This is a genomic window from Microbacterium sp. 10M-3C3 (assembly GCF_003931875.1).
Lineage (GTDB): Bacteria > Actinomycetota > Actinomycetes > Actinomycetales > Microbacteriaceae > Microbacterium.
Genome location: NZ_CP034245.1, coordinates 3,118,227 through 3,142,790, shown reverse-complemented (window position 1 = coordinate 3,142,790; position 24,564 = coordinate 3,118,227). Strand labels below are relative to the sequence as shown.

The 24,564-nt window shown below is 75.0% G+C and carries 23 protein-coding genes and 1 riboswitch; of the genes, 14 read left to right on the top strand and 9 right to left on the bottom strand.

Translation table 11 applies throughout. The annotated features are described in order from the left end of the window. Positions 1-3: 3 nt before the first annotated feature. The 5 genes from hemC (at position 4) to cofD (ending at position 5,328) form a co-directional block, all read left to right on the top strand. Positions 4-1,023 carry a hydroxymethylbilane synthase gene (hemC, locus tag EI169_RS15220; RefSeq protein ID WP_125133068.1) on the top strand — a complete coding sequence of 340 codons (1,020 nt, stop codon included), beginning with the start codon at positions 4-6 and terminating at the stop codon, positions 1,021-1,023. Beyond that, positions 1,023-1,829 (top strand): uroporphyrinogen-III synthase, encoded by an 807-nt coding sequence (locus EI169_RS15215; protein WP_125133067.1) that lies wholly within the window; start codon positions 1,023-1,025, stop codon positions 1,827-1,829. The genes hemC and EI169_RS15215 overlap by 1 nt, the downstream gene beginning before the upstream one ends. Continuing rightward, positions 1,826-2,797 (top strand): porphobilinogen synthase, encoded by a 972-nt coding sequence (gene hemB / locus EI169_RS15210; RefSeq protein ID WP_125133066.1) that lies wholly within the window; start codon positions 1,826-1,828, stop codon positions 2,795-2,797. The genes EI169_RS15215 and hemB overlap by 4 nt, the downstream gene beginning before the upstream one ends. 88 nt (positions 2,798-2,885) lie before the next feature. Further along, positions 2,886-4,223 (top strand): glutamate-1-semialdehyde 2,1-aminomutase, encoded by a 1,338-nt coding sequence (locus EI169_RS15205; RefSeq protein ID WP_125133065.1) that lies wholly within the window; start codon positions 2,886-2,888, stop codon positions 4,221-4,223. Between the two features lie 142 nt (positions 4,224-4,365). After that, complete coding sequence (gene cofD / locus EI169_RS15200) at positions 4,366-5,328, top strand: 2-phospho-L-lactate transferase (protein WP_125133064.1); 963 nt, start codon at positions 4,366-4,368, stop codon at positions 5,326-5,328. 61 nt (positions 5,329-5,389) lie between these two features. Here cofD and EI169_RS15195 read toward each other — a convergent pair whose 3' ends face one another. From EI169_RS15195 to cofG, 5 genes are read right to left on the bottom strand one after another with little or no spacing between them, the layout of a single operon-like run. Continuing rightward, positions 5,390-6,058 (bottom strand): DUF1275 family protein, encoded by a 669-nt coding sequence (locus EI169_RS15195; RefSeq protein WP_240640488.1) that lies wholly within the window; start codon positions 6,056-6,058, stop codon positions 5,390-5,392. Further along, positions 6,055-6,774 (bottom strand): 2-phospho-L-lactate guanylyltransferase, encoded by a 720-nt coding sequence (gene cofC / locus EI169_RS15190; protein WP_125133063.1) that lies wholly within the window; start codon positions 6,772-6,774, stop codon positions 6,055-6,057. The genes EI169_RS15195 and cofC overlap by 4 nt, the downstream gene beginning before the upstream one ends. A gap of 40 nt (positions 6,775-6,814) precedes the next feature. Further along, positions 6,815-7,834: a glucose-6-phosphate dehydrogenase (coenzyme-F420) gene (gene fgd, locus EI169_RS15185; protein ID WP_125133062.1), complete on the bottom strand. Its 1,020-nt coding sequence runs from the start codon at positions 7,832-7,834 to the stop codon at positions 6,815-6,817. After that, positions 7,831-9,321 carry an NAD(P)/FAD-dependent oxidoreductase gene (locus EI169_RS16730; RefSeq protein ID WP_205783845.1) on the bottom strand — a complete coding sequence of 497 codons (1,491 nt, stop codon included), beginning with the start codon at positions 9,319-9,321 and terminating at the stop codon, positions 7,831-7,833. Before EI169_RS16730 ends, fgd begins: the two co-directional genes overlap by 4 nt. Next, positions 9,318-11,732 (bottom strand): 7,8-didemethyl-8-hydroxy-5-deazariboflavin synthase CofG, encoded by a 2,415-nt coding sequence (gene cofG / locus EI169_RS15175; RefSeq protein WP_125133061.1) that lies wholly within the window; start codon positions 11,730-11,732, stop codon positions 9,318-9,320. The genes EI169_RS16730 and cofG overlap by 4 nt, the downstream gene beginning before the upstream one ends. Before the next feature lie 106 nt (positions 11,733-11,838). Here cofG and EI169_RS15170 point away from each other — a divergent pair, with 106 nt between their 5' ends. After that, on the top strand, positions 11,839-12,273 hold the full coding sequence (locus tag EI169_RS15170) for a hypothetical protein (protein ID WP_125133060.1): 435 nt from the start codon (positions 11,839-11,841) through the stop codon (positions 12,271-12,273). Positions 12,274-12,294: 21 nt separating this feature from the next. Here EI169_RS15170 and EI169_RS15165 read toward each other — a convergent pair whose 3' ends face one another. Beyond that, positions 12,295-13,119, bottom strand: coding sequence for an ABC transporter permease subunit (locus tag EI169_RS15165; protein WP_125133059.1), 825 nt, complete (start codon positions 13,117-13,119; stop codon positions 12,295-12,297). Continuing rightward, on the bottom strand, positions 13,116-14,525 hold the full coding sequence (locus EI169_RS15160; protein WP_125133058.1) for an ABC transporter ATP-binding protein: 1,410 nt from the start codon (positions 14,523-14,525) through the stop codon (positions 13,116-13,118). The genes EI169_RS15165 and EI169_RS15160 overlap by 4 nt, the downstream gene beginning before the upstream one ends. Positions 14,526-14,629: 104 nt before the next feature. On the opposite strand from EI169_RS15160, the gene EI169_RS15155 reads away from it, so the two are divergent. The 4 genes from EI169_RS15155 to EI169_RS15140 are packed head-to-tail and all read left to right on the top strand — an operon-like array spanning position 14,630 to position 18,165. Further along, a complete protein-coding gene (locus EI169_RS15155; protein WP_125133057.1) occupies positions 14,630-15,730 on the top strand; it encodes an enoyl-CoA hydratase/isomerase family protein in 1,101 nt (366 codons plus the stop codon). Next, positions 15,730-16,659 (top strand): LssY C-terminal domain-containing protein, encoded by a 930-nt coding sequence (locus EI169_RS15150; RefSeq protein WP_125133056.1) that lies wholly within the window; start codon positions 15,730-15,732, stop codon positions 16,657-16,659. Before EI169_RS15155 ends, EI169_RS15150 begins: the two co-directional genes overlap by 1 nt. Beyond that, complete coding sequence (locus EI169_RS15145) at positions 16,656-17,240, top strand: hypothetical protein (RefSeq protein WP_125133055.1); 585 nt, start codon at positions 16,656-16,658, stop codon at positions 17,238-17,240. Before EI169_RS15150 ends, EI169_RS15145 begins: the two co-directional genes overlap by 4 nt. Before the next feature lie 10 nt (positions 17,241-17,250). Then, the gene (locus EI169_RS15140; protein WP_125133054.1) at positions 17,251-18,165 is read left to right on the top strand and encodes a DnaJ domain-containing protein; all 915 of its coding nucleotides are present in this window, start codon (positions 17,251-17,253) and stop codon (positions 18,163-18,165) included. A 139-nt stretch (positions 18,166-18,304) separates the two neighbouring features. Here the strand turns inward: EI169_RS15140 and EI169_RS15135 are convergent, their stop codons facing one another. Further along, positions 18,305-19,870, bottom strand: coding sequence for a D-alanyl-D-alanine carboxypeptidase (locus EI169_RS15135; protein WP_125133053.1), 1,566 nt, complete (start codon positions 19,868-19,870; stop codon positions 18,305-18,307). A 36-nt stretch (positions 19,871-19,906) separates the two neighbouring features. Further along, a riboswitch (TPP riboswitch) is annotated at positions 19,907-20,016 on the top strand. Between EI169_RS15135 and EI169_RS15130 the strand changes: the two genes are divergently transcribed. The 3 genes from EI169_RS15130 to EI169_RS15120 all read left to right on the top strand — a co-directional run bounded on the left by EI169_RS15130 (position 20,009) and on the right by EI169_RS15120 (position 22,919). Then, on the top strand, positions 20,009-20,647 hold the full coding sequence (locus EI169_RS15130) for an ECF transporter S component (protein WP_125133052.1): 639 nt from the start codon (positions 20,009-20,011) through the stop codon (positions 20,645-20,647). It overlaps the preceding riboswitch by 8 nt. Next, positions 20,644-22,137, top strand: coding sequence for an ATP-binding cassette domain-containing protein (locus EI169_RS15125; RefSeq protein WP_240640487.1), 1,494 nt, complete (start codon positions 20,644-20,646; stop codon positions 22,135-22,137). Before EI169_RS15130 ends, EI169_RS15125 begins: the two co-directional genes overlap by 4 nt. A gap of 8 nt (positions 22,138-22,145) precedes the next feature. Further along, complete coding sequence (locus EI169_RS15120; RefSeq protein WP_125133525.1) at positions 22,146-22,919, top strand: energy-coupling factor transporter transmembrane component T; 774 nt, start codon at positions 22,146-22,148, stop codon at positions 22,917-22,919. Between the two features lie 142 nt (positions 22,920-23,061). Here EI169_RS15120 and EI169_RS16945 read toward each other — a convergent pair whose 3' ends face one another. Beyond that, positions 23,062-23,661: a hypothetical protein gene (locus tag EI169_RS16945; protein WP_276312893.1), complete on the bottom strand. Its 600-nt coding sequence runs from the start codon at positions 23,659-23,661 to the stop codon at positions 23,062-23,064. Between EI169_RS16945 and EI169_RS16650 the strand changes: the two genes are divergently transcribed. Then, a complete protein-coding gene (locus tag EI169_RS16650) occupies positions 23,654-24,562 on the top strand; it encodes a cation:proton antiporter (protein ID WP_125133051.1) in 909 nt (302 codons plus the stop codon). The genes EI169_RS16945 and EI169_RS16650 overlap by 8 nt on opposite strands. Positions 24,563-24,564 lie beyond the last annotated feature (2 nt).

The window sequence follows — 24,564 nt, the reverse complement described above, 5'->3', positions numbered from 1 at the left end:
GCCGTGACCCTCCGGCTCGGCACCCGGCGCAGCGCCCTCGCCCTGGCGCAGTCGCAGCGCGTCGCCGATGCGCTCGCCGCCGTCGCGGGCGAGGACGTCGAGCTCGTGCCGATCGTGAGCGAGGGAGACGTCAACCGCGCCTCGCTGTCGCAGCTCGGCGGCCGCGGGGTGTTCGCCACGACGCTGCGCGAGGCGCTCGTCGCCGGGCGGTGCGACCTGCTCGTGCACTCCCTCAAGGACCTGCCGACGGCTCAGCCCGACGGTCTCGTGATCGCCGCCATCCCGGCGCGCGAAGACGCGCGCGACGTCTTCGTCACGCGCGACGGCACGCCGCTGGCAGACCTGCGCGACGGCGCCGAGGTCGGCACGGGCTCGCCGCGCCGCATCGCACAGGTGCACCGCCGCAACCCCCGCGTGCGCGTGCGCGACATCCGCGGCAACGTCGACTCGCGCCTGAGCCGCGTGCGCGAGGGCGACCTCGACGCGGTCGTGCTGGCGGCGGCCGGCCTCGCACGCCTCGGCGGCGACGGCGACGAGCTGCTGGACGGCCTGCACGCCGAGCCGCTCGGCCTCGCCGACTGGCCGACGGCGCCGGGGCAGGGGGCGCTCGCGGTGGAGACCCGGGCGGACGCCGACCCCGCCCTGCTCGCGGCGCTCGCCGCGCTCGACGACCTCGACACGCGCGTGGCGGTGACCGCGGAGCGCCGCGTGCTCTCGGCCCTGGACGCCGGCTGCGCGGCCCCCCTCGGTGCCCATGCGGAGGTCGCCGCGGGCGACCTCCGCCTGAACGCGATCGTGTACGCCGCCGACGGCGCACGCCGTATCGGGCTCGACCGCACGGTCCGGCTCGCTGGCCTTCCGGCCTCCGACCGGGGGTATGGTGGGGAGTCAGGCAGCAGCAACGGTGCGCACGCTGCCGACGGCGCGGACCCGATCGCGCGTGCTGCGCGCACCGGGGACGATGTCGCACGTCGGCTGCTCGAACGCGGTGCAGCCGACCTGGTCCCACGAGAGTCGACTTGATGAACCACAGCCCCCGGCACACGCCCACGCCCGAGAAGCCCCTTACGGGCTGGCGCGTGCTCGTGCCCCGCGGCGGCCCGTGGGGTGACGGTGTCGCGGCCACTCTGCGCCAGCAGGGAGCCGTCCCCGTGATCGCGCCCCTCATCAACTTCGCGCCGACGAACGATCAGACCACCCTCGAGCAGGCGCTGTCCGACCTCGCGTCGGGCGCCTTCGACTGGCTCACCATCACCAGCGCCACGACGGTGGACGTGCTCTACGCCTACCGGGCGGCGATCCCCGCGCACACCAAGGTCGCCGCCGTCGGCGAGACGACCGCCGCCGCGCTGCAGGCGGTCGGGTACCGCGTCGACCTCGTCCCCGAGCGCGACAACTCCGCCGCGGGCCTCGCGGAGGAGATGATCGCGCGCGAATCGGAGCCGCGCGACGTGCTGACGCTGCGCAGCGAGATCGCCAAGCCGGTGCTGACGCGTCTGCTGTCCGAGGCGGGCCACCGCGTGCGCAGCGTCGTGGCCTACCGCACCGTCGGCGTGCCGGTGACCGAGAAGATCGCGCACGACGTCGCGTCGGGGCGCATCAACGCGATCCTCGTCACGAGCGGATCCGTCGCCGAGCAGGTGCACGCGCAGTTCCCCGACATCCCCGACACGACCGTCATCGCCGCGATCGGGCCGCGCACCGCGAAGGACGCCAAGCGCACCGGCCTGCCGGTCGACGTCGTCGCCGACCACCAGACGGTCGAGGCCCTCATCGCCGCGGTCGCGCGCTTCCCGCTGCCGCACGCGTCGGACGAGCTGGCGCCGTGAGCTTCCCCCGCCACCGTCCTCGCCGCCTGCGGCAGACGCCGGCGGTCCGCCGACTCGTGCGCGAGACGCACGTGACGCCGTCGCAGCTCGTGCTGCCGATGTTCGTGCGCGAGGGCATCTCCGAGCCGGCGCCGATCGGCTCGATGCCCGGCGTCGTGCAGCACTCCCTCGACACGCTCCGCGCCGCGGCGGCGGATGCGGCGGCCGCCGGCATCGGCGGCGTCATGCTGTTCGGCGTCCCCGAGGTGCGCGACGCGCGCGGATCCGGAGCCGACGACCCCCGCGGCATCCTGAACGTCGCGACCGAGGCGGTCGTCGCCGAGGTGGGCGACGCCCTGGTCGTGCAGACCGACCTGTGCCTGGACGAGTTCACCGACCACGGCCACTGCGGCGTGCTCGACGCGCGCGGCCGCGTGGACAACGACGCGACGCTCGAGCGGTACGCGTCGATGGCGCTCGCGCAGGCGCGCGCGGGCTCGGCGATGCTCGGCCTGTCGGGCATGATGGACGGCCAGACCGCGGTCGTGCGCGACGCGCTGGACGCCGAGGGCTTCACCGACACCCTGATCCTGGCCTACTCCGCGAAGTACGCCGGAGCGTTCTACGGCCCCTTCCGCGAGGCCGTGGACTCGCAGCTGCAGGGCGACCGCCGCACGTACCAGCTCGACCCGGCCAACGGCCGCGAGGGCGTCCGAGAGGCGCTGCTCGACGTCGAGGAAGGCGCCGATGTCGTCATGGTGAAGCCCGCGCTGCCGTATCTCGACGTGCTCGCCGAGGTGCGCGCCGCCGTCGACGTGCCGGTGTGGGCGTACCAGGTGTCGGGGGAGTACGCGATGGTCGAGGCGGCCGCGGCGCACGGCTGGATCGACCGCCGTCGCGCGATCGAGGAGAGCCTCGTGTCGATCCGTCGCGCCGGCGCCGACGCGATCCTGACGTACTGGGCGGCCGAGGCCGCCCGCTGGCTGTAACCCCGCGAGAACACACGGATTCACACTTTTCGACCCGCGGACCGTGCACGAGCGCGTTCTCGCGGGAACGGGAGGAACAGGAACGGACATGACCGACCGCAACGACGAGCTGTTCGCGCACGCGCGCGAGGTCATCCCGGGCGGTGTCAACTCGCCCGTGCGCGCGTACGGATCGGTCGGCGGCACGCCGCGGTTCCTCACCGCGGCGCGCGGCGCGACGGTGACGGATGCGGCGGGCCGCGACTACGTCGACCTCGTCGCGTCGTGGGGGCCCGCGCTGCTCGGCCACGCCGACCCCGCCGTCGTCGCGGCGGTGCAGGAGGCGGCGGCGCGCGGCCTGTCGTTCGGGGCCCCGACCGGGGGAGAGGTCGAGCTCGCCGATCTCATCGCCGAGCGCGTCGCCGTGGGCGATGCCCGGCCGGTCGAGAAGGTGCGCCTGGTCTCCACGGGCACCGAGGCGACCATGACCGCGATCCGCCTCGCGCGCGGCTTCACCGGCCGCGACCTGCTCATCAAGTTCGCCGGGCACTACCACGGGCACTCCGACGGGCTCCTGGCCGCCGCGGGATCGGGCGTCGCGACGCTCGCGCTGCCGGGGTCGGCGGGCGTGCCGGCGCCGATCGCGGCGCAGACGCTCGTGCTCCCCTACAACGACCTCGACGCCGTACGCGAGGCGTTCGAGGTGCACGGCGACCGCATCGCGGCGGTCATCGTCGAGGCCGCCGCCGCGAACATGGGTGTCGTCGCCCCGCTCCCCGGCTACAACGCGGCGCTCGCCGACCTCGTCCACGCCCACGGCGCCCTGCTCATCCTCGACGAGGTGCTCACGGGCTTCCGCGTGCATCCCGCGGGCTTCTGGGGCCTGCAGGTCGCGGCTGGCGAGCACTACGCGCCCGACCTCTTCACGTTCGGCAAGGTCGTCGGCGGCGGCATGCCGCTGGCCGCGCTCGGCGGGCGGGCCGACGTCATGGACGCCCTCGCCCCCGTCGGGCCGGTGTACCAGGCCGGCACGCTGTCGGGGAATCCGCTGTCGGTCGCGGCCGGTCTCGCGACGCTGCGGGGCGCGACGGCGGAGGTGTACGCGCGCGTGGATGCGGCGGCCGCCGTCGTCGCCGACGCGCTGTCGGACGCCCTCGCCGCCGAGGGCGTCATCCACCGTGTGCCGCGGGCCGGGTCGCTCTTCGGCGTCGCCTTCCTGCCCGATGCGCCGCGCGACTATGCCGCGGCGCTGACGCAGGACGCGTGGCGCTACCCGCCGTTCTTCCACGCGATGCTCGAGGCCGGCGTCTCGCTTCCGCCGAGCGTATACGAAGCGTGGTTCCTCACCGCCGCGCACGACGACGACGCGCTGAGCCGCATCCTCGCGGCCCTGCCGGCCGCCGCGCGCGCCGCCGCATCCGCCCCGATGCCCCCGCTCGCCGCATGACCGGCCGCGGCGCGCTGCTGCGTGCGACACGAACTCAGGCTGGTGCGCACACGGCCGACACCCGCTCCGCGGGATTCCGCGGGAGGCGTGCGCCCCGCCGCAACGCCGGCCTGAATACGTGCCGGACGGCGGAGGTCGAGCGATGACCGGGCCGCGGGTGGTGGTGCTCGCGGGGGGCGTCGGCGGGGCGAAGTTCACGCTCGGCATGCGCGAGGCGCTGCGTCGCCGCGGTGCGCCCGAGGCGACCGTCGTGGTGAACACGGGCGACGACATCTGGCTCTCGGGCGTGCGGCTGCAGCCCGACATCGACTCGATCACGTACGCCCTCGCCGGCGTCAACGACACCGAGCGCGGCTGGGGCCGAGCCGGCGACACCGAGCGGGTCAACGCCGAGCTGCAGGCGTGGGGTGCCGGCTGGCCGTGGTTCACGCTCGGCGACCTCGACCTCGGCACGCACCTCGCCCGCACCGGATGGCTGCGCGAGGGCCTCACGCCGACCGGTGTGCTCGAGCGGATGGCCCGCCGCTGGGACCTCGGCGCGCGGCTCCTGCCCATGACCGACGCCGAGGTCGACACGATCGTGCTGCTCGAGGATGGCCGCCGCCTGCACTTCCAGGAGTGGTGGACGCGGCACCGCGCGAGCCTCGCGCCGGTCGCCTTCGAGAACCCGGGCATCGCGGATGCGGCGCCCGCCCCCGGTGTCGTCGACGCGATCGCCGCGGCCGACGTGGTGCTCGTGGCGCCCTCGAACCCCGTCGTCTCGATCGGGCCGAGCCTCGCGGTGCCGGGCATGCGCGCGGCGCTGGCCGCCGCATCCGCCGTCGTCGGCGTCTCGCCGATCATCGGCGGACGCGTCGTGCGGGGCATGGCCGACGTGTGCCTGCAGGCGATCGGGGTAGAGACCTCCGCCGCCGCGGTCGCCGCGCACTACGGCGCGCGGGCGGCAGGGGGCGTGCTCGACGCGTGGCTGCTCGCCGAGGAGGACGCGGATGCGGCGGCCGACGTCGCCGCGGCCGGCATCCGACCGGTCGTCGCGCCGCTGTGGATGCGCGACGTGGCCGCGTCGGCCGCGATCGCCGACGCCGCCCTCGACGCCGCGCGCTGATCGGAACGGCGCCGCGGGTCCCGCGTCGCGCCGCGACCCCGGTGAGCGGCCGCGCCGAGCGTCAATGCCCGAACACGCGCGCGGGGAGCAGGGCCAGGAGCACGAGGGCGGCCGCGGCGGCGGGCAGCGCCCACGGCCCGAGCGGAAGGTGTGCGACGGCGCCGATGACGGCCCCGACGACGAGTGCGGCCCACAGCAGCAGCGGCCGTCGCCACGCCGTGCGCGAGCTGCCCGTGAGCATCTGCGCGAGTCCGAGCCCGACGGCGACGAGTCCGCCCGTCGCGTAGGTCACCGCGACCTGCACGCGGTCCCTGTCGGCGAACACCACGTTGACCGCGCCCATCCCCGCCGCCACGAGCGTGTACGACCACGCCTCGGCCTCCGGGTAGAACGCGCGGAGCATCTCCGACAGCACGAGCATCGTCGCGATGACGAGGAGCAGCACGCGCGAGCGGCCGTGGCGGACGCTGCGGGCGATGACGGCGGCCGCCGTCACCCCCGCGACGAAGCTCACCACGAGCGCCCCGCCGAGGAGCGCGACCGGAAGCGCACCCTGCCACAGCTGCACGGCGGAGGCGGTGGAGTTGCCGCTCATGAACGACACGAACAGCCCGCCGGTGGCGAGGAAGCCGAGGGCGTCGACGTAGCCGGCGATGAATGCGAGCAGCGCCGCGACGGCGATCGTGCGGCGCGGGGCGACCGCCGCGCTCGCCATGCCCCGCCCGGTCATCCCCGTGCCGGTGCCCCGGCCGGGCTCGCGGGCTGCTCGGCGGAGGTCTCCGCGGCGCGCACGAGCGCCGCTGTGCGAGAGCCCAGCCCCAGGGCGCGCGCCGCGGCGAGCTGCTCGGGGGTGTCGACGTCGCGGCGCAGCCCGGTGTCCTGCGGCACGTCGAGGTCGACGCATCCGAGCAGACGGTGCCGCTCGGCGGAGTCCTCGCCGAACGCCGACACCCACACCGCGCCCGGCCGCGCGGTGACGAGGGTCGAGCCCGTCCCCTCGGCGTCGGCGACGAGTCCGCGCTCGACGTCGGCCGATGCCACGAGCGCGGCATCGAGCTCGGCCGGATGCAGGGCCGGGAGATCGCCCAGGAGGGCGGCGCGTGCCGCATCCACGCCCGCCGCGGCGGCGCCGGCGGCGACGGCGGCGTCGAGTCCCACCGCATCCGGATCGGGCACGACCTCCACGTTCGCCATCCCGCCGGCCACGCGGGCGACCTCGGGGTCGGCGGTCACGACGAGCACGCGCGTGACGGTCGCCGCCGCGGCGGCCGCCTCGATCGTGTCGAGCGCGATCGCGCGGGCGAGCTCGACGCGGTCGGCGGCGGCGCCGTCGAGGCGCGACTTGCCGACGTCGGCGGCCTTGACGGGCACGACCACGGTCCACCGCCGTTCGTATTCAGGCTGGGACGCGCCGGATGCGGCGAAAAAGGGCGAGTCGGAGGGCATGCGATGCGATCTTCCTGAGTACGTGCGGGGCGGTGGGGTGTCAGGCGAAGCGGGTGCGCAGGCGGGGGAGGATCTCCGCGCCGTACATCCGCAGGAACTCGGCCTGGTCCTCGCCCGGGTCGTGGAACACGAGGTGACGGAAGCCGAGGTCGACGTACTGCGCGATCCGCTCGACGTGCTCGTCGGGGTCGGTCGAGACGATGAACCGCGAGGCGGCGCGCTCGATCGGCAGCTCGTCGGCGCGGCGCTGCATCTCCATCGGGTCGTGCACGTCGCGCTTCTCCTCGGCCGACAGCGCGAGCGGCGCCCAGAAGCGCGTCTTCTCCATCGCGGTGTCGTGGTCGGGGTGGTACGAGACCTTGACCTCGATGAGCGTGTCGATCGCGTCGTCCGGGCGTCCGGCCTTCTGCAGCCCCTCGTGGAGCGCCGGCAGCAGCGTGTCGGTGTACAGCTCCGGCGCCTTGCCGCTGGTCGTGATGTAGCCGTCGGCGATGCGGCCGGCCAGACGCGTGGCCGCCGGGCCCGACGCGCCGATGTAGATCGGCACCTTCTGGTCGGCCGGCGGACGGTCGTAGATCGTCGCATCCTTCACCGAGTAGTAGGTGCCGTCGAACGTGACCCGTTCGTCGTCCCACAGCTGCTCGATGAGGGTGATGGCCTCTTTGAGGCGCTGGAAGCGCTCGGGGGGCTCGGGCCACTCGAGGCCGAGCGTCACCTCGTTGAGGGCCTCGCCGGTGCCGACGCCCAGGATCACGCGGCCGGGGTACATCACGCCGAGGGTGGCGAACGCCTGCGCGACGACGCCGGGGTGGTAGCGGAACGTCGGCGTGAGCACCGACGTGCCCATGACGATGCGCGACGTGCGGGCGCCGACCGCGCCGAGCCACGGCAGCGCGGCGGGGGCGTGGCCGCCGTCGTGGCGCCACGGCTGCAGGTGGTCGGAGAGGAAGACGGAGTCGAAACCCATCTCCTCGGCGAGCACCGCGAACTCGATCAGCTCGTTCGGCCCGAACTGCTCGCTCGAGGCCTTGTATCCGAACCGGATGGGCTGCGCGGTCATGTTTCCCCTTGCCTCCCGTGCCGCGCACCGGCGGCGACGGGTTCGAACTCGGATCCGTCGGCGGCCGCCAGCCGCTCGCGGAACGCCTGCACGGTGCCGGGCCACAGCAGCGTCAGCCGGCCCGAGCGCGGGTCGACGTACCAGTTGCGGCAGCCGCCGGTGAGCCACGGGGTGGATGCGGCGGCGGCGGCGATCTCGGCGGTGTAGCCGTTCTCCGCCTCGGGCCGCACGCGCAGGGCCGCGGCGCCGAGGCGCTCACGGAGGGCGAGCGCGCGCACGACGTACGCGGCCTGCTCCTCGATCATGAGCACGGCCGAGTTGTGGCCGAGGCTCGCGTTCGGCCCATTGAGGACGAACAGGTTCGGGAAGCCGCTCACGACCGTCGAGCCGAACGCCGTCATGCCCCCGCGCCAGTGCTCGGCGAGGCTCGCGCCGTCCTCGCCGTGGACGAGCGACGCGTACGGCTGCTCGCTCGCGGCGAACCCGGTCGCGAGCACCAGCACGTCGGCGTTGTGCCGGCGTCCGCTCCCGGCCTGGAGGGTGGCGCCCGACACGGCTGCGAGCGCGGAGGGCTCGAGGGTCACCGCATCCGAGGCCACCGCGGGGTAGAACTCGTCGGAGAGCAGCACGCGCTTGCACCCGAACGCGTAGTCGGGCGTGAGCGCGGCGCGCAGCGCCGGGTCGCCGACCTGCGCGGCGAGGTGGGCGAGCGCGGCGTCGCGCGCGGCGGCGGATGCGGCGGCGTCGCCGGAGCGCGACGCGAACCGCGCCTCGCCCTCGGCGTACAGGTCGGCGCGCACGCGCGCGAGTTCGCCGGGCTGGGCCGCGAAGCGCTCCTGCTCGGCGTCGGTGTAGGCGCGGCCGCCGCGGGGGACGATCCACGCGGGCGTGCGCTGGAAGAGCGTCACGTCGGCGCCCGCGCGCGCGAGCTCCGGCACGAGCTGCACGGCGCTGGCGCCCGTGCCGACGACGGCGACGCGCATGCCGGCGGTGACGACCGACGGATCCCAGCGGGCGGTGTGGAAGATCGGGCCCGGGAAGGACTCCAGCCCCGGGATCTCGGGCACGTACGGCTCGGTCAGGCGGCCGCACGCGAGCACGAGACTGTCTGCGACGACGCGCTCGCCGCCGGTGTCGACGTGCCACACGGCGTCGTCGGCGTCCCACTGCGCGTGCTGCAGCGGCGTGCGCAGCATCAGGTGCGGATCGAGGCCCTCGCGGGCGACCACGTCGACGAGGTAGCGGTGGATCTCGGCGCCGGGCGCGAACGTGGCCGACCACCGGGGGTTCGGGTGCGTCGCGAACCCGTAGAGGTGCGACGGCACGTCGCACGCGACGCCGGGGTAGGTGTTGTCGCGCCACGTGCCGCCGACGGATGCCGCGCGCTCGAGCAGCACGAAGTCGTCCCGTCCCGCGCGACGCAGCGCGATGGCCATGCCGATGCCCGCGAAGCCCGCGCCGACGATCGCGACCCCCGTGCGGATCACGCGTCCGCCCCCGGTCCCTGAGCCTGTCGGGGGGCGGCGGGCGTGCCGTAGTCGGTCGTGCGCAGACGGAACGGGCGGAAGAGGCGCTGCGCGAGGCGCGCCGCATCCGCCGCCGGCAGCTCGAGTCCGTGCTCGATGCCGGTGTCGGGCAGCACGCGGCCGTCGAGGAGCGTGCCGCCGAGGTCGTCGCCGCCCGCGCCCAGGAGCGTGGCCGCCGCGTCGCGGCCGACGCGGGTCCACGGGATCTGGATGTGCCGGATCGCGCCCGACAGCAGCAGCCGCGACACCGCGACCATGGCGCGGTGCTCGTCGATCGGGCGGCGGCCGGCGACGAGGGGCGTGCCGTGTCCGGGAAGGGGGATCGGCACGAACTCCGTGAACCCGCCGGTGTCGTGCTGGATGCGGCGCAGCAGCCGCAGGTGCGCGATCCGCTCCGCGGCGGTCTCGACGTGGCCGTAGAACAGCACCGACGTCGAGCGGAACCCGGCCCGGTGGGCGGCGGTGATGCCCTCGACCCACCGGTCGATCTCGAGGTCGCCCGGGGCGACGAGCGCGCGGACGCGCTCGCTCGCGACCTTGATGCCGGTGCCGGGCACCGTGCCGACGCCGGCGTCGCGGAGCGCGGCGAGGGCGCCGTCGAGGCCGAGACCACCCCGGTCGGCGAGGTCGCGCACGTCCTGCGGGCGGTACGCGTGCACGTGCAGCGCGGGCGCGGCCGCGCGCACGGCGCGGACGAGCTCGAGATACGCCTCCGGATCCTCGGACGCCGGCAGCATCCCCTGCACGCACAGCTCGGTCGCGCCCAGCCCGGCCGCGTCGGCGGCGATGGCCGCGACGTCGTCGAGGCCGAACTCGCCCGGCCCGCCGCGGCCGGCGGCGCGGAAGCCGCTCGAGGTGAGGTTGCGGTTGACCACGAGCGTCACGGCCTCGCCCACCGTGTAGCGGCGGAGGTCGTCGGCGGCGGCGGTCACGGCGTCGAGGTCGGCGCCGGTCGCGGTCAGCAGCCGTTCCCACTCGGCGTCGTCGAGCGTCTCGGGGTCGACTGCGGCGCGTTCGGCCAGCCGGCGCGCAGAATTCAGGCTGAGCGGGCGTTCGTGGCCGGCGCGCGGGGACTGCCATGCCGCTGAGCCTGAATTCTGCGCGCCTGCCGCGTCGGAGGCCCGCGCGGTCGCGGGCCGCACATCGGCGGCGAGGCCGTCGGGGGAGGCGAGGGCGGCGACGGGGGCGTGGAGGGCCGGATCGATCCACGTGTCGGCGTCGCGGACGAACTCCGGATGCGCCGTCAGCCGCTCGCGCAGCGTGAAGCCGAGGTCGGCGGTGAGGCGCGCGAGCTCGTCGATCTGCGGCCACGGCCGCTCGGGGTTCACGTGGTCGGCCGTGAGCGGCGAGACGCCGCCCCAGTCGTCGGCGCCCGCGCGCACGAGGAGGCCGAACTCGCCCGCGTCGGACAGGTTCGGCGGCACCTGGATGCGCATGCGCGGTCCGAAGACGAGCCGCGCGACAGCGACCGTCTGCACGTACGCGCGCAGGTCGGCGTCGGGGGCGCCCTGCATCGCGGTCTTCGGCTTCGCGCGGAAGTTCTGCACGATCACCTCCTGCACGTGCCCGTAGGCCTCGTGCAGGTCGCGCATCGCGACGAGCGACTCGGCGCGGTCGCGCACCGTCTCGCCGATGCCGACGAGGATCCCCGTCGTGAACGGGATGCGGCGGCGTCCCGCGTCGGCGATCACCTGCAGCCGCACGGCCGGGTCCTTGTCGGGCGAGCCGTAGTGCACGCGGCCGGGCTGGGCGAACAGGTCGCGCGAGGTCGTCTCGAGCATCATGCCCATCGACGGTGCGGTCGGGCGCAGCATCCCGAGCTCGTCGTGCGTCATGACGCCGGGGTTCAGATGCGCGAGCATGCCGGTCTCGGCCGTGATGAGCCGCGCGATGTGGCCGACGTAGTCGAGCGTCGAGGCGAAGCCGTGCTCCTCGAGCCACGCGCGGGCCTCGGGCCAGCGGTCTTCGGGGCGGTCACCGAGCGTGAGGAGCGCCTCCTTGCATCCGAGCGCCTGCCCCTGGCGCACGACCGCGAGCACCTGCTCGGGCGACATGAACGCGGGCTTGTTCTTGCGCAGCAGCTGGCCGGGGGTGTCCACGAAGATGCAGTAGTGGCAGCGGTCGCGGCACAGGGTCGTGAGTGGCACGAACACCTTGCGGGAGTACGTCATGACGCCCGGGCGCCCGGCGGCCTCCAGGCCCGCGTCGCGCACGGCGGATGCGGCGTCCAGCAGCGCGTCGAACTCCTCGGCCGAGAGCAGCAGCTCGGTCTCCTCGACGCCGAGCGCGGCACCGGAGGCCGCGCGCTCGAGCACGACGTCGATCGACGCGGGCCGCGGCGGGACGGGCGGCGCGGCGCTGCCGGAAGTCATCCCTTCACCCTATTCCCGTCCCACCGGGCGGGGGTCGCGGCGAAACGTTGCCGAGCTGTGAGCATCCCCCCGCATGTCGCCGCGACACCGCTGGCAGACTGGACGCATGGTGACCCTGCTGCTCGACTCGACGCAGCTGGAGGTCGTGCTCTCGCCCGTCGAGCGCGCGCTGTCGTTCCGTCGCCGCAACATCGCGGTGCCGCGCGAGCAGATCGTGCGCGTGCAGCGGACGGATGACGCCTGGACCTGGCTGCGGGGAGTGCCCAATCCCGGAACGTACCTCCCCGTCGCGGTCGCGATGGGCACGTGGAAGTCGGCGTTCGGCGAGGACTTCGTCGCGATCCGCCGCCGGCATCCGAGCGTCGTCATCGACCTCGACGGTCACGACGAGTACGCGCGCCTCGTGCTGACGACGCGTCACGGGGTGGCGCTGCTGCGCGCGCTGCAGCTCGACGACGTCGCCGACGAGCCCGAGGACGTCGCGGTGCTCGCCAAGCCCGCGAAGCCGCGCGTCAAGCGTCCCGTCGTCGCGCCGGCCTGAGCCCTCGCCGGATGCGGCGGCTCAGTCGACGTCGCGGCGCCACGTCGTGACGGCGCCGAGCACGACGAAGACCACGGCATAGCCGAGCAGCACGAGTCCGCCCGCCCACCAGGGCAGCGGGTCGGCGGCGCTGGGGAGACTGATCGACAGCGCGCTCGCTCCCACCAGGGCGTCGGATGCGGCGCTCGGGAGGAACCGCGCGACCGGCTCGAGGGCTTCGACGAAGCCGCCGGCCAGGCGCGCGATCGGCTCGACGAACTGCGTGAAGGCGAGCACGACGACGATCGCCACGACCTGGTTGCGCACGACCGAGCCGACGCCGATGCCGACGAGCGTCCACAGCGCGAACGCGACGAGCATCCGGCCGAGGAGCGCCCACGTGTCGGAGGAGCCGAGGCCGGTCTCCAGGCCCAGGGAGGCGAGCACGGGGGCGCCGGGCAGCACCGTCGACACGACGCCGATCACGCCGAAGACGAGTCCGATGACGACGCCGGCGAGCACCTTGGCGGCGAGGACCGTGCCACGCGCCGGGACGGCGAGGAACGTCGGGGTGAGCGTCTTGTGGCGGAACTCGCTCGTGACCATGAGGGCGCCGATGAGGAGCGGGAAGACGTACCCGAACGACGTCGCGATGCTGTAGACGATCGAGGGGACGAGACCCGGCGGGAGGACGGGCGCGTTTCCCGCGCCGCCCGTGAGGCGGCCCGACGCGAGTGCGCCGAGGAGGAAGCCGAAGCCGCCCGCGAACAGGCCGATGTAGACGAGCTGGACGAGCCCGAGGATCCACCACGCGGCCGTCGTGAAGACCTTCGTGAGCTCGGAGCGGGTCGCGGCGACGAGGCTCATCGGGGGTCCCCTTCCTCGTCGGGCCGGTCTTCGGGCGACGACATCGGCTCCGGACGCCATGCGAGGGGCGCCGGCCCGTCGGTCGCGGTCTCGGGCGCCGCATCCGGGTCGACGGGTGCGGGCTCGTCGGGGGCGGCGATGACGTCGTCGGCGCCCTCGGCGGCGCTGCCGGGCACGGCGTCGGGCGTCGCCCGGCGGTCGTCGAGCCACGCCTCGTCATCGGTGGCGGGCGGGACGATGTCGATGACGCCCGTGCTCGCCACGGCGAACGACGCCGTCGACGTGGGCGGCTCTGCGCGAGCGGGGCTCCGGTCCGCGGCGCGCGCTTCCGGAGCCGCGGAAGCGCCCTGCGGCCGCGCGTCCGCATCCGCCGCGGGCGCGAGGGTCGCGAGCGCGGTGCCGGCGACCGCGGCGGGCTCGTCCACCGGGCCCTGCGGTCCGGTGTCCGCCGCCTCCGCGCCGCTGGCCTCGTCCGCGCCGCTCGCCGCGGCTGCGGCGCTGCCGGCGAGATGCACCGTGCCGCTGACGAGGCCGAGGAACACGTCCTCGAGCGTCGCGCCGCGTCGCTGCAGGCTCGAGAGGGCGACGCCCGCGGCCGCGGCGATCGCGCCGACCTCGTCGGGCTCGGCGGTGCGCACCGTGAGGCCGTTGCGCAGCACGTCGTAGGCGTGGCCGGCGCGCTCGAGCGCGGCCATGAGCGCAGGGCGGTCGGGGGCGTCGACGACCGTGGCGTGGTCGGAGGCCTCTGCGAGCTCCTCGATGCCGCCCTGGAAGACGAGCGACCCGTTCGCGATGATCAGCAGCGCGTCGACCGTCTGCTGCACCTCGGCGAGCAGGTGCGACGAGATGAGCACCGTCCGCCCCTCTTCGGCGAGGGTGCGCAGCAGCCCGCGCATCCAGCGGATGCCCTCGGGGTCGAGGCCGTTCGCGGGCTCGTCGAGCACGAGCACGCCGGGGTCGCCGAGGAGCGCTGTCGCCAGTCCCAGCCGCTGCCGCATGCCGAGCGAGTAGCCGCCGACCTTCCGGCCCGCCGCATCCGCAAGGCCCACGAGCCCCAGCACCTCGTCGACGCGCGAGAGCGGGATGCGCGCGGCCTGCGCGGAGACGCGGAGGTGGTTCGCGCCCGAGCGGCCGGGGTGGAAGCTCGACGCCTCGAGCGCCGCCCCGACGGTGCGCAGCGGCTCGCGCACGTGCGCGTACGCCTGCCCGCCGATCGTGGCCATGCCGGAGGTGGGGCGCACGAGCCCCAGCAGCATGCGCAGCGACGTCGTCTTGCCGGCGCCGTTGGGGCCGAGGAATCCCGTCACGACACCCGGCTCGACGCGCGCGCTGAGGTCGGACACCGCGGTCACGGTGCCGAACCGCTTGGTGACGCCGGAGAACTCCAGCACCTGTCCGTCGGGCATGGCGAGGCCTCTCCTGGGTGTTCGGATGCACCCCCATCTTCCCGGATCGCGCGGGAATTCCCGGGAATCCCGCCTCGCGGACGTGTCTTCGGTAGCGTGGCGGCGTGGCGGAGACGGCGGATCGGGAGCACGCAGGACGGCAGCCGCATGCGGCGGAGGCGCCCGTGCTCGCACGACGCGTGCGCAGCGTCGGTCATCTCACCCTCAACCGCCCGCGCGCTCTGAACGCACTGTCCTATGGGATGATCGGCGACCTGGCGGCCGCCCTGGACGCGTGGCGACGCGAGGGCGAGGTCGACGTCGTCGTGCTCGACGGCGCGGGTGATCGGGGTCTGTGCGCGGGCGGGGACATCCGCCAGCTGTCGGAGCAGGTCTCGGCCGGGCGGCTCGCCGACGCCGCGCGTTTCTTCCACGACGAGTACCACCTCAACGCCGCGATCGCCGAGTCGCCGATCCCCGTCGTCGCGCTCGCCGACGGCATCACGATGGGCGGCGGCATCGGCCTGGCCGGCCACGCGGCCCTGCGCGTCGTGACCGAGCGCTCGCGGCTCGCGATGCCCGAGACGCGCATCGGCTTCACGCCCGACGTCGGCGGCTCGTGGCTCCTCGCCCGCGCGCCCGGTCGCATCGGCGAGTACCTCGGCCTCACCGGTGCGTCGATGGACGCGGCCGACGCGCTGTACGCCGGCTTCGCCGACCGGCTGGTCCCGAGCGGCCACCTCGATGCGCTGCGCGAGGCGCTCGCCTCACGCGCCGACCCGACCGGGCCGGCCGAGATCGTGCTCCTGTTCGACGAGACGCCCGGCCCGTCGCGGCTCGCGGCGTCCCGCCCGTGGATCGACGACGCCTTCGCCGCCGACACCGTGCCGGAGATCGTCGAGCGCCTGCGCGCGCGCCCCGAGCCCGAGGCATCCGCGACCGCCGACGAGCTCGCGACCCTCTCGCCCACCGCGCTCGCGGTGACCCTCGCCGCCGTCCGCCGCGCACGGACCCTGCCCGACCTGCGGGCCGCGCTCGCGCAGGAGTACCGGCTCGTGCTGTGGTTCGCCGCGACCCAGCCCGATCTCGTCGAGGGCATCCGCGCGCAGGTCATCGACAAGGACCGCTCGCCCCGGTGGCAGCCGGCGGACGCCGAGGGCCTCGCGCCCGACCTCGTCGACTCGGCGTTCGCGTTCGAGCCGCCCTTCCCGCTCTGGGCCGACTGATGGCGCGGTCGAGGAGGCCGCGGCGCTACTCGCGCGGCGCCATCCTCGACTGGTTCTTCTTCGTCTTCGCGGGGCTCGCGTCGGTGTGGCTCGCGTATCTGAGCCTCACCGAGACGTTCCACCTCGGCTGGGCGGGGATCGCCATGGCGGTCGGCTTCTGGGTGCTCCTGGCCTACCTCGTGCTGCCGCGGCTGCACCGCATCCTGACCGCCGTGTACGTGCCGGACTACTTCATCGGCCGCACGCGCACGAGCGACGGACTGCTCGGCGACCCCGTGAACCTCGCCTTCATGGGCGAGGCGGCGCAGATCGAGCGGGCGCTCGCCGCGGCAGGATGGACGCGCGCCGACCCCGTCACGCTGGGGTCGTCGTGGCGCATCATCACCTCGACGCTGTCGCGCCGCAGCTACACCGAGGCGCCCGTGAGCCCGCTGTTCCTGTTCGGCCGGCAGCAGGACTTCGCCTATCAGCAGGAGGTCGACGGCAACCCGGCCCAGCGGCACCACGTGCGGTTCTGGCGATGCCCCGAGGGCTGGCTGCTCCCGGGCGGGCGGCGGGTCGACTGGCTCGCGGCCGGCACGTTCGACACGTCGGTGGGCCTGTCGCTGTTCACGCTGCAGGTGACCCACCGCATCGACGCCGACACCGACATCGAGCGCGATCACATCGTCTCCTCGCTCACCGGCGCCGATCCGCGCGTGCGGCTCGACGTCATCCGCGACTTCTCGACCGGCTACCACGCCCGCAACGGCGGGGGCGACAGCATCCGCACCGACGGCGACCTGCCGATCGTCGACGTCACCGGCGTGACGGCTGCGGCGATCGCGGGCTCGACGGATGCGGCGGGCGTGACGGATGCGGCGGCCTCGGGCTCCGCGGATGCGACGCCGGCCGGGGCCCGCGGCGACGCGGCGGAGGTGACGACGTGAGCCCCGAGCGCGTACCCGACAAGCGGCCCGCGTTCGAGCCGCCGGTCGCGCTCGTCGCGCCCACGCACGCGCCGGCCGACATGCCGCGGCCCGCGAGCATCGTGGCCGGCTCCGCGCTCGTGCTGCTGCGCGCGGCCGCCGGGGCGCTGTGGGTGCTCAGCGCGGTCTTGGGGTGGACCGAGCTCGCGGATGCGGCGTCGCTGTTCAACGGCGGCCCGACCGGCGACTCCGGGGTCCGCGGTGCGCCGACGGTGAGCGTCGAGGGCGACCTCGACACGAGCGTGCTCCTCGCGATCGTGTGGGCGATCGTCGGCGCCGGGGTGGTCTTCGAGGCGGTGCTCGGCGTGCTGATCCTGCGCGGACGCAACATCCCGCGCGTGCTCGTCCTGGTCTTCTCGACCGCCTCGATCGTGTCGGCGTTCGTCGGCTGGTGGTCGGCGGGGCAGGAGATCCGCATCGAGACGACCTACATCACGATCGCCCTCGACATCCTGATCCTCCTCGCCCTGTCCAGCCGGAGCGCTGCGGCCTACGCGCGCCGTGAGCGAACGGTCAGCCGCCCCACATCCGGGCGCGGTTAGCCTGAACGACGTGTTCGACAGTCCCGTCTCGGCCTCGGCGTACGAGGTGATCGGCGTCGCGGCCGACGCCGACGACGAGACGCTGCGGCGGGCCTACCGGCAGCGGCTGCGCGAGACGCACCCCGACACGGGCGGCGACGCCGCGGTGTTCGTGCAGGTGCAGCGCGCGTGGGAGCTCGTGGGCACGCCGGAGGCACGCGTCGCGTACGACCGGGGGCGCGGTGCATCCGCCCCCGAGTGGGCGGGCCCGCGCACGAGCGCGCCCCGCGCCGACACCCGCCCACGGGCGCGCGTGTACGGCCAGCCGGGCGGGTGGCGGCGCGAGCGGTACCTCACGCTGGTGCGCGAATGGGCCGGCCGCGGCGTCGACCTGCCCGATCCGTACGACCCTGCGCTCGTGCGCTCGGCGCCTCACGACCTGCGGCACCTCCTGGCCGATGCGCTCGCCGAGGAGGCCACCGCGCGCATCGTCGCCGACCTCGGCATGGGCTACACCGTGTGGCACGACGTCGACGCGTCGCGCGACGCCGACGCGGACGAGAAGATCGACCACATCGTGCTCGGGCCCAGCGGGCTGTACGCCGTCCTGTCGGAGGACTTCGGCGGTGCCGTCGGCTTCCGCAAGGGCGAGATCGTCGGGCCGCACGTGTCGGGGTCGCCCGTCACGCAGCTCGTCACCCGTGCGCGGCACATCGCGCGCGTGGCCGGCGTGCGCTTTAGCGGCGCGATCGTCGTGCTCCCCGACGGCGACGTGCTCGACGCCATCACGCAGCTCGGCAAGGTGCGCGGCACCCCGGTGGCCGTGGCGTCTCGCAGCGCCCTGGCCACGCTCCTGCGCCAGGGGGTCGCCGGCGCGCGCGAGATCGGCGGCACGGAGCTGTTCGACGTGCGCTCGCGGCTGCAGCAGCGCGTCCGCCACGTCTGACGCCGCCCGCTCGTGCTGCCCGCAGCGGGCGAATCGGTCGGATGCAGGACGATTCCGCCGCATCCGTACTGATCTCGGCCGATTCGCCTGTATCCGGCGCGCGGGTGCCGGCGGGTGGCCGCCGGGCCGGGGGGGGGGGTCAGCCGTTCAGGCCCAGGAGGTCGAGCGGGTGGGTGAGGCGCCACCACGGCGTCGGACCCTCGATGTCGTCGGCGAGCGTGAGGTCGACGCTCGCGGCGTTGAGGGGCCCGGTGACGGTGAGGGTTCCGACGACATCTCCGGCGGCGTCGCGGTCGCCGCGGTCGAAGGCGGCGGATGCGGCGGCGCCCGCTCCGTTCCACTGCACCACCGCGGCGTCCTCGGCCGTGACGACGTCGACCCGCTCGCCCCAGCGTGTCTCGACGATGCCGGCGACCGTGCCCGCGGTGACCGACGGCCGCAGCTGCAGCTCCGTCTCCGTCTGGGTGTACAGGGCGCGGGTCGCGTCGTCGCGCGCGGTCGCGTCGGGCTGGCCGAGCACCGCGGCGTACAGGCGCACCGTCGTGTCGCCGATCTGCACGTCCTTCGCGGTGAGCAGGTTGTACGCGTCGAGCGTGCCGGTCTTGATGCCCACGAAGCCGGGGTCGGTGAGCAGCGGGTTCGTGTTCGTGACGCTGCCGGCCCCGGGGAGCTCGACCGACTGCGTGCGCACGATCTCGGAGATGACCGGGTTGGCCATCGCCTTCGCGCCGAGGGCGAGGAGCGCCTCCGGGGTCGCGGTGTTGCCCGCCTCGATGCCCGACGGATCGACGATCGTGATGCCCGGCAGCCCGTGCGTGGCGAGCCATGACCGTGCCGCCTGCGCGTAGACCGCGTCGGAGGGCCACAGGTCGCCGGCGAGGCGGTCGGCGTAGTTGTTGGCCGAGCCGATGAGCATGCCCTCGAGCAGCTGGTACTGCGTGAGCGTGCCGCCGACCGGCACGTCCAGCGCCGACTCGCCGTTCGCGCGGTACTGCCAGTAGCGCGCGCGGTCGGCGGCGGTGAAGCGGTATTCGGGGCCGGACTCGCCGACGGCGAGCGGCTTCGCGTCGAGCACGACGAGCGCCGTGACGACCTTCGTGATGCTCGCGATCGCGCGCGCGTCGCCGCCGGAGGAGGCCGAGCCGATGCCCGAGACCGAGATCGCGGCGCTGCCCTGCGCGGGCCACGCGGGTGCGGCCGCGGGTGCGGCGGACGGCTGCACCGCGACCGCCTCGACCTGCGGGGTCAGCGAATTCAGCGGCCACAGCAGCATCGTCGCGCCGTACACGAGCACCACCACGAGGAGGAAGCCGATCGGCAGCAGCACGCCCGGGCGCAGCGGCGACCGCCGGCGGCGCACGCCGGTGAGCAGGTCGGGTGCGACCACCGGGGTGACCCCCGTCGGGGTCGCGACGGTGCGCTCGTCGACCCAGCGCAGCGCGACGGGCGCGGATGCGGCGACCGGTGCGACGGGCGCCGCTCCCGGGTCGTGGGCGGTCACGGACTCGGCGGGTGCGGACTCCGCCGCCGGAAGCGGAAGGTCGATGCGCAGATCGGCCAGGGCGGCGTCGACGGCGGCGACGGGGTCGGCGGCGGGCGCCGCATCCGGGGCCGGCGCGTCCGAGCGGGCCGCGCCGTCGGCCAGGGTCGGGATGCTCCCCGTGCGCAGCGCGCGCCGCGTGGGCGGGGGCGCGTCGGTGGTCACCCGCCCTACGGTACCGGTCCCGCAGGCGTATACTCGGCGCGAAACCACGGGAGTCCGGTGAGCCGGGCTGAGAGGAAGCGACCCACGCTTCGACCGTCGAACCTGATCCGGGTCATGCCGGCGCAGGGAGGAGAGATGATGCACGTTTCCACGTCCACGTCCGTCGCCACCGGCACCAGCCGCTACCGCTGGCGCGTCGTCGACATCGTCGTCGCCAGCGTCATCGGCGTCGCCGCCGGCGTCGTGTTCTGGTTGTGGGGCCAGGCCTGGCCCGCCCTCGACACCGCGCTGTCGTTCACGCCGGGCCTGTCGGGGCTGCTCGCCGGCGGATGGCTCTTCGCCGGGGTGCTCGGAGGACTCGTGATCCGCAAGCCCGGTGCCGCGGTGTACGCCGAGGTCGTCGCCGCCGTCGTGTCGATGGCGATCGGCACGCAGTGGGGGTTCACGACGCTCATCTGGGGCGTCGTGCAGGGGCTCGCGGCCGAGCTCGGCTTCGCGCTGTTCGCGTACGCGAGCTGGCGTCTGGCGGCGGCGCTGGTCTCCGGCGCGCTCGCGGGCGTCGCGGTCGCGCTCCTGGACACGTTCTTCTCATCCGTCGCGGCGCTGTCGATCGAGGCGCGCATCGTCTACGGCGTCTCGGCGATCGTGTCGGGCGTGCTGCTCGCGGGTCTCGTGTCGTGGCTGCTGATGCGGGCGCTCGCGGCGACCGGCGCGCTCGACCGGTTCGCGGCGGGGCGCGAGCACCGCACCCGCGAGGCCGCACCCGACGCGGCGTGACGGTCGTTCCGGCCGGCGTCCGCGCCCGCGCGTGGGGCTGGCGTCACGCCGGACGCCGTCGCTGGGCCGTGCAGGGACTCGACCTCGACATCGCCCCCGGCGAGCGCGTGCTGCTGCTGGGCGCCAGCGGTGCCGGCAAGAGCACGCTGCTGCGCGCGCTCGCGGGCGTGCTCGGCGACGCCGAGGACGGCGAGGCCGCCGGGGAGCTGCTCGTCGACGGCGCGCCGCCGCAGCGGGCGCGCGGCCGCGCGGGGCTCGTGCTCCAGGACCCCGACGCCCAGGTCGTGCTCGCGCGCGCCGGCGACGACATCGCCTTCGCGTGCGAGAACCTCGGCGTGCCGCGCGAGGAGCTCTGGGCACGCGTCGACGAGGCGCGCGCCGCCGTCGGGCTCGCCGTCGCGCGTGACCACCCCACCGCGCGGCTGTCGGGCGGGCAGAAGCAGCGCTTGGCGCTGGCCGGCGTGGTCGCGATGCGCCCGGGCCTCGTGCTCCTCGACGAGCCCACCGCCAACGTCGACCCGGCCGGCGCGGTCGAGGTGCGCGACGCGGTCGTGCGCGCGTGCGCGGCATCCGGAGCCACCCTCGTCGTCGTCGAGCACCGCGTCGCGCTGTGGGCGGATGGCGTCGACCGCGTCATCGTGCTCTCGCCGGAGGCTGCCGGGGGCGTCCTGGCCGACGGCGACCCCGCAACCGTGTTCGCGCGGGAGGGCGAGGCGCTCGCCGCGGCCGGCGTGTGGGTGCCGGGGCGGGACATCGCCCTCGCGCGCGGCCCGGCCGGCTCGGGGGAGACGCTCCTGCGCGCCGAGGGGCTCGCGGTGGGGCGCCGGCGCCTCGGCGCCCGCACGGCCGACGCCGTCGCATCCGGCGTGGACATCGAGCTGCGTGCGGGGCGCACGCTCGCGATCACGGGGCCGAACGGCGCCGGGAAGTCCACGCTCGCGCTCACCCTCGCGGGGCTCCTGCCCCCCGCGGGCGGTCGCGTGCGCGCCGCGCCGGCGCTCGCGGGCGGACTCGGCCCCGAACCGTCTCGCTGGCGGGCCCGCGATCTCCTCACCCGCATCGGCATGGTCTTCCAGGAGCCCGAGCATCAGCTGCTCACCGCGCGCGTGCGCGACGAGCTCGCGGTCGGGCCCCGCGCCCTCGGACAGCACCCGCATGCGGTGGGCCGCCGCGTCGACGAGCTGCTCGAGAGGCTGCGTCTCACGCGGCTGGCGGACGTCAACCCGTTCACGTTGTCGGGCGGCGAGAAGCGGCGGCTCACGGTGGCGGCGATGCTCGCATCCGCCCCGCGTGCGCTCGTGCTCGACGAGCCGACGTTCGGCCAGGATGCGGTGACGTGGCGCGAGATCGCCGAGCTGATCGAGGACGTCCGGGCGCGGGGCGCGGCGGTCGCGGTGGTGACCCACGACGACGCGCTCGTCGAGGCGCTCGCCGACGACCTCTCCGCGCTCCCCGCGCCGCGCGGGCGCACGGACGAGGTGCGCGCGTGAGCCTCGTCATGCTCGGGCCGCGCGACGGGGTGCTCGCACGGCTGAACCCGGTCGCGAAGCTCGCGGCGACGCTCGTGCTCACGGCTGCGCTCCTCGCCTCGATCGACCCGGTGTCGGCGGGGGTCACGCTCGTCGCGGTGCTCGCCCTCGTGCCCGTGACCGGCATCCGCGCGCGCGAGGTGTGGCTGCGGACGTGGCCGATCGCCGTCGGCGCGCTCATCGCGGGCGCCGCCACGACGCTCTACGGCCGGCCGTCGGGGGCGGTGTACGTCGAGTGGGGCGTGCTGCGGGTGAGCGACGGATCGATCCAGCTCGCCGTGGCCATCGTGCTGCGCGTGCTCGCGATCGCGGTGCCGAGCGTGCTCCTGCTCGCCACGACCGACCCCACCGACCTCGCCGACGGGCTCGCCCAGATCCTGCGCCTGCCCGCGCGGTTCGTCATCGGGGGCCTCGCGGGCCTGCGCCTCGTCGGGCTGCTCGTGGAGGACTGGCGCGAGCTCGCGCTCGCCCGCCGCGCGCGGGGCGTCGCCGACACCGGCCGGGTGCGGCGCTTCCTCGGCCAGACCTTCGCGCTGCTCGTCCTGGCGATCCGGCGCGGCTCGCACCTGGCCACGGCCATGGAGGCACGCGGCTTCGGCGCGCCCGTGCCGCGCACGTGGGCGCGCCCGTCGCGGCTGCACGCGCGGGACGCCGTGCTCGTCGCCGTCGCGCTCGCGATCGCCGCCGCATCCGTCGTCGTCTCCGTCGCCGTCGGCGCGTGGCGGCCGATCCTCGGCCTCTGAAGCCGCCCCGGCCCGCTCCGGCGGGTTCGGGGCGCGTCCCGTCCGTCGGGGCGCACGATCCGCGCCCCGGCCGCGCGATCCGCGCCCCGAACGGCGAGCGATCCGCGCCCCGAACGGCGAGCGCAGGGCGACCGGATGCGCCTCAGGTGGTGCCGGCGGGCGGCGCGCCGCCACCCTGACGGGCATGTGCCGCGGGTCTTCGGAAGAGTAGGCGACGTTCGTGCAGGGCCTCGAGATCGCGGTCATCCTCGGGCTCGCCGTGCTCGCCGGCGGACTGGCCGGCACGTATCTGAAGATCCCGGCGCCGTGGGCGTGGGTCGCGATCGGCGTGCTCGTGAGCTTCGTGCCCGAGTGGGGCGAGATCACCTTGCCGCCCCAGATCGTGCTCTACATCTTCCTGCCCGCCCTCCTGTACTGGGAGGCGCTGAACATCTCGGTGCACGGCTTCCGCTACGACCTGCGCGTGATCCTGCTCTTGAGCATCGGTCTCGTCGTCGCGACCGCGGCGGCGATCACGGGCATCGGCGCCATCCTGGGTCTCGCGCTGCCGGTCGCCCTCGTGCTCGGTGCCGTCCTGTCGCCGACGGATGCGACGGCGGTCGCCGCGATGACGCCGCATCTGCCGCGGCGGCTGGACACGATGCTGCGCGGCGAGAGCCTCATCAACGACGCGAGCGCCCTCGCGTCTCCTCCGCCGCGTCGCGCGGCAGCCGCAGCTCTCGGCGACGATCTCGGTGGTCACGCCGTTCATCCTGTACCTGCCGGCGGAGATGCTCGGCGGATCGGGCGTGGTCGCCGTCGTCGCGGGCGGGCTGACGCTCAGCGTCGTGTTGTCGCGGGTCGTGACGGCGCAGTCGCGCACGCTCGGCTTCGACTTCTGGCGCGTGGCCAGCTACGTCCTCAACGGCGCCCTGTTCGTGCTGATCGGGCTGCAGGCCCGTACGGTCATCGACATCTACGTCCACGGCGACGGCGTGCGTGCGCTGCTGCTGACACTCGCCGTGACGGCGGCGGTCTTCGTGGTCCGGCTGCTGTGGGTCACCGTGATGGCACCGCTCATCCGGCTGCTCGACCGGCGCCCGTCGCAGCGCGAGCGCCGCGTGCCGTTCCGCATCCGCGCGGTCATCGTGTGGGGCGGGTTACGCGGCGCGGTGTCTCTGGCCGCAGCCCTGTCGGTGCCGGCCGTTGTGGCCGACGGAGCCGACTTCCCCGACCGGGAGCTCCTCGTGGCCGTGACGTTCGGGGTCATCGTGCTCCTCCTCGTCGTGCAGGGGGCGACCCTGCCCCTCGTCGTGCAGCGCGCGCGCATCCCCGCGGAGGACACCGAGCAGAAGGAGTTCGAGCTGGCGGTGACGACGATGACCCGCCACGCGCTCGACGGGCTCGATGCGGACGCGGCCGCCACCGGCGCATCCGCCGAGGTTCGCGCGAGCGTGCGTCATCAGCTGGAGCACGCCCTCGACGATCACGGCACCAGCGGCGACGCCGCCGGCACCCGAGCGCTGCGGCTCAAGGCGATCGCGCGCAAGCGCGCAGCGCTCGAGCGGCCGCGCGCGACGCAGCGCATCGACGACGGCGTCTTCCTCCGCGTGCAGGAGGACCTCGACCACGAGGAGCTGCGCCTGCACGACCTCCCGGGGTGAGG

What these genes read in the sequence shown, in the direction of transcription:
- EI169_RS15170 (WP_125133060.1), top strand. Translation starts at nt 11,839, where the DNA reads ATGGTGACCCTGCTGCTCGACTCGACGCAGCTGGAGGTCGTGCTCTCG.
- EI169_RS15215 (WP_125133067.1), top strand. Translation starts at nt 1,023, where the DNA reads ATGAACCACAGCCCCCGGCACACGCCCACGCCCGAGAAGCCCCTTACG.
- cofD (WP_125133064.1), top strand. Translation starts at nt 4,366, where the DNA reads ATGACCGGGCCGCGGGTGGTGGTGCTCGCGGGGGGCGTCGGCGGGGCG.
- cofG (WP_125133061.1), bottom strand. Translation starts at nt 11,732, where the DNA reads ATGACTTCCGGCAGCGCCGCGCCGCCCGTCCCGCCGCGGCCCGCGTCG.
- EI169_RS15205 (WP_125133065.1), top strand. Translation starts at nt 2,886, where the DNA reads ATGACCGACCGCAACGACGAGCTGTTCGCGCACGCGCGCGAGGTCATC.
- EI169_RS15120 (WP_125133525.1), top strand. Translation starts at nt 22,146, where the DNA reads ATGCTCGGGCCGCGCGACGGGGTGCTCGCACGGCTGAACCCGGTCGCG.
- EI169_RS15130 (WP_125133052.1), top strand. Translation starts at nt 20,009, where the DNA reads ATGCACGTTTCCACGTCCACGTCCGTCGCCACCGGCACCAGCCGCTAC.
- EI169_RS15195 (WP_240640488.1), bottom strand. Translation starts at nt 6,058, where the DNA reads ATGACCGGGCGGGGCATGGCGAGCGCGGCGGTCGCCCCGCGCCGCACG.
- EI169_RS15150 (WP_125133056.1), top strand. Translation starts at nt 15,730, where the DNA reads ATGGCGCGGTCGAGGAGGCCGCGGCGCTACTCGCGCGGCGCCATCCTC.
- cofC (WP_125133063.1), bottom strand. Translation starts at nt 6,774, where the DNA reads ATGCCCTCCGACTCGCCCTTTTTCGCCGCATCCGGCGCGTCCCAGCCT.
- EI169_RS15165 (WP_125133059.1), bottom strand. Translation starts at nt 13,119, where the DNA reads ATGAGCCTCGTCGCCGCGACCCGCTCCGAGCTCACGAAGGTCTTCACG.
- fgd (WP_125133062.1), bottom strand. Translation starts at nt 7,834, where the DNA reads ATGACCGCGCAGCCCATCCGGTTCGGATACAAGGCCTCGAGCGAGCAG.
- EI169_RS15160 (WP_125133058.1), bottom strand. Translation starts at nt 14,525, where the DNA reads ATGCCCGACGGACAGGTGCTGGAGTTCTCCGGCGTCACCAAGCGGTTC.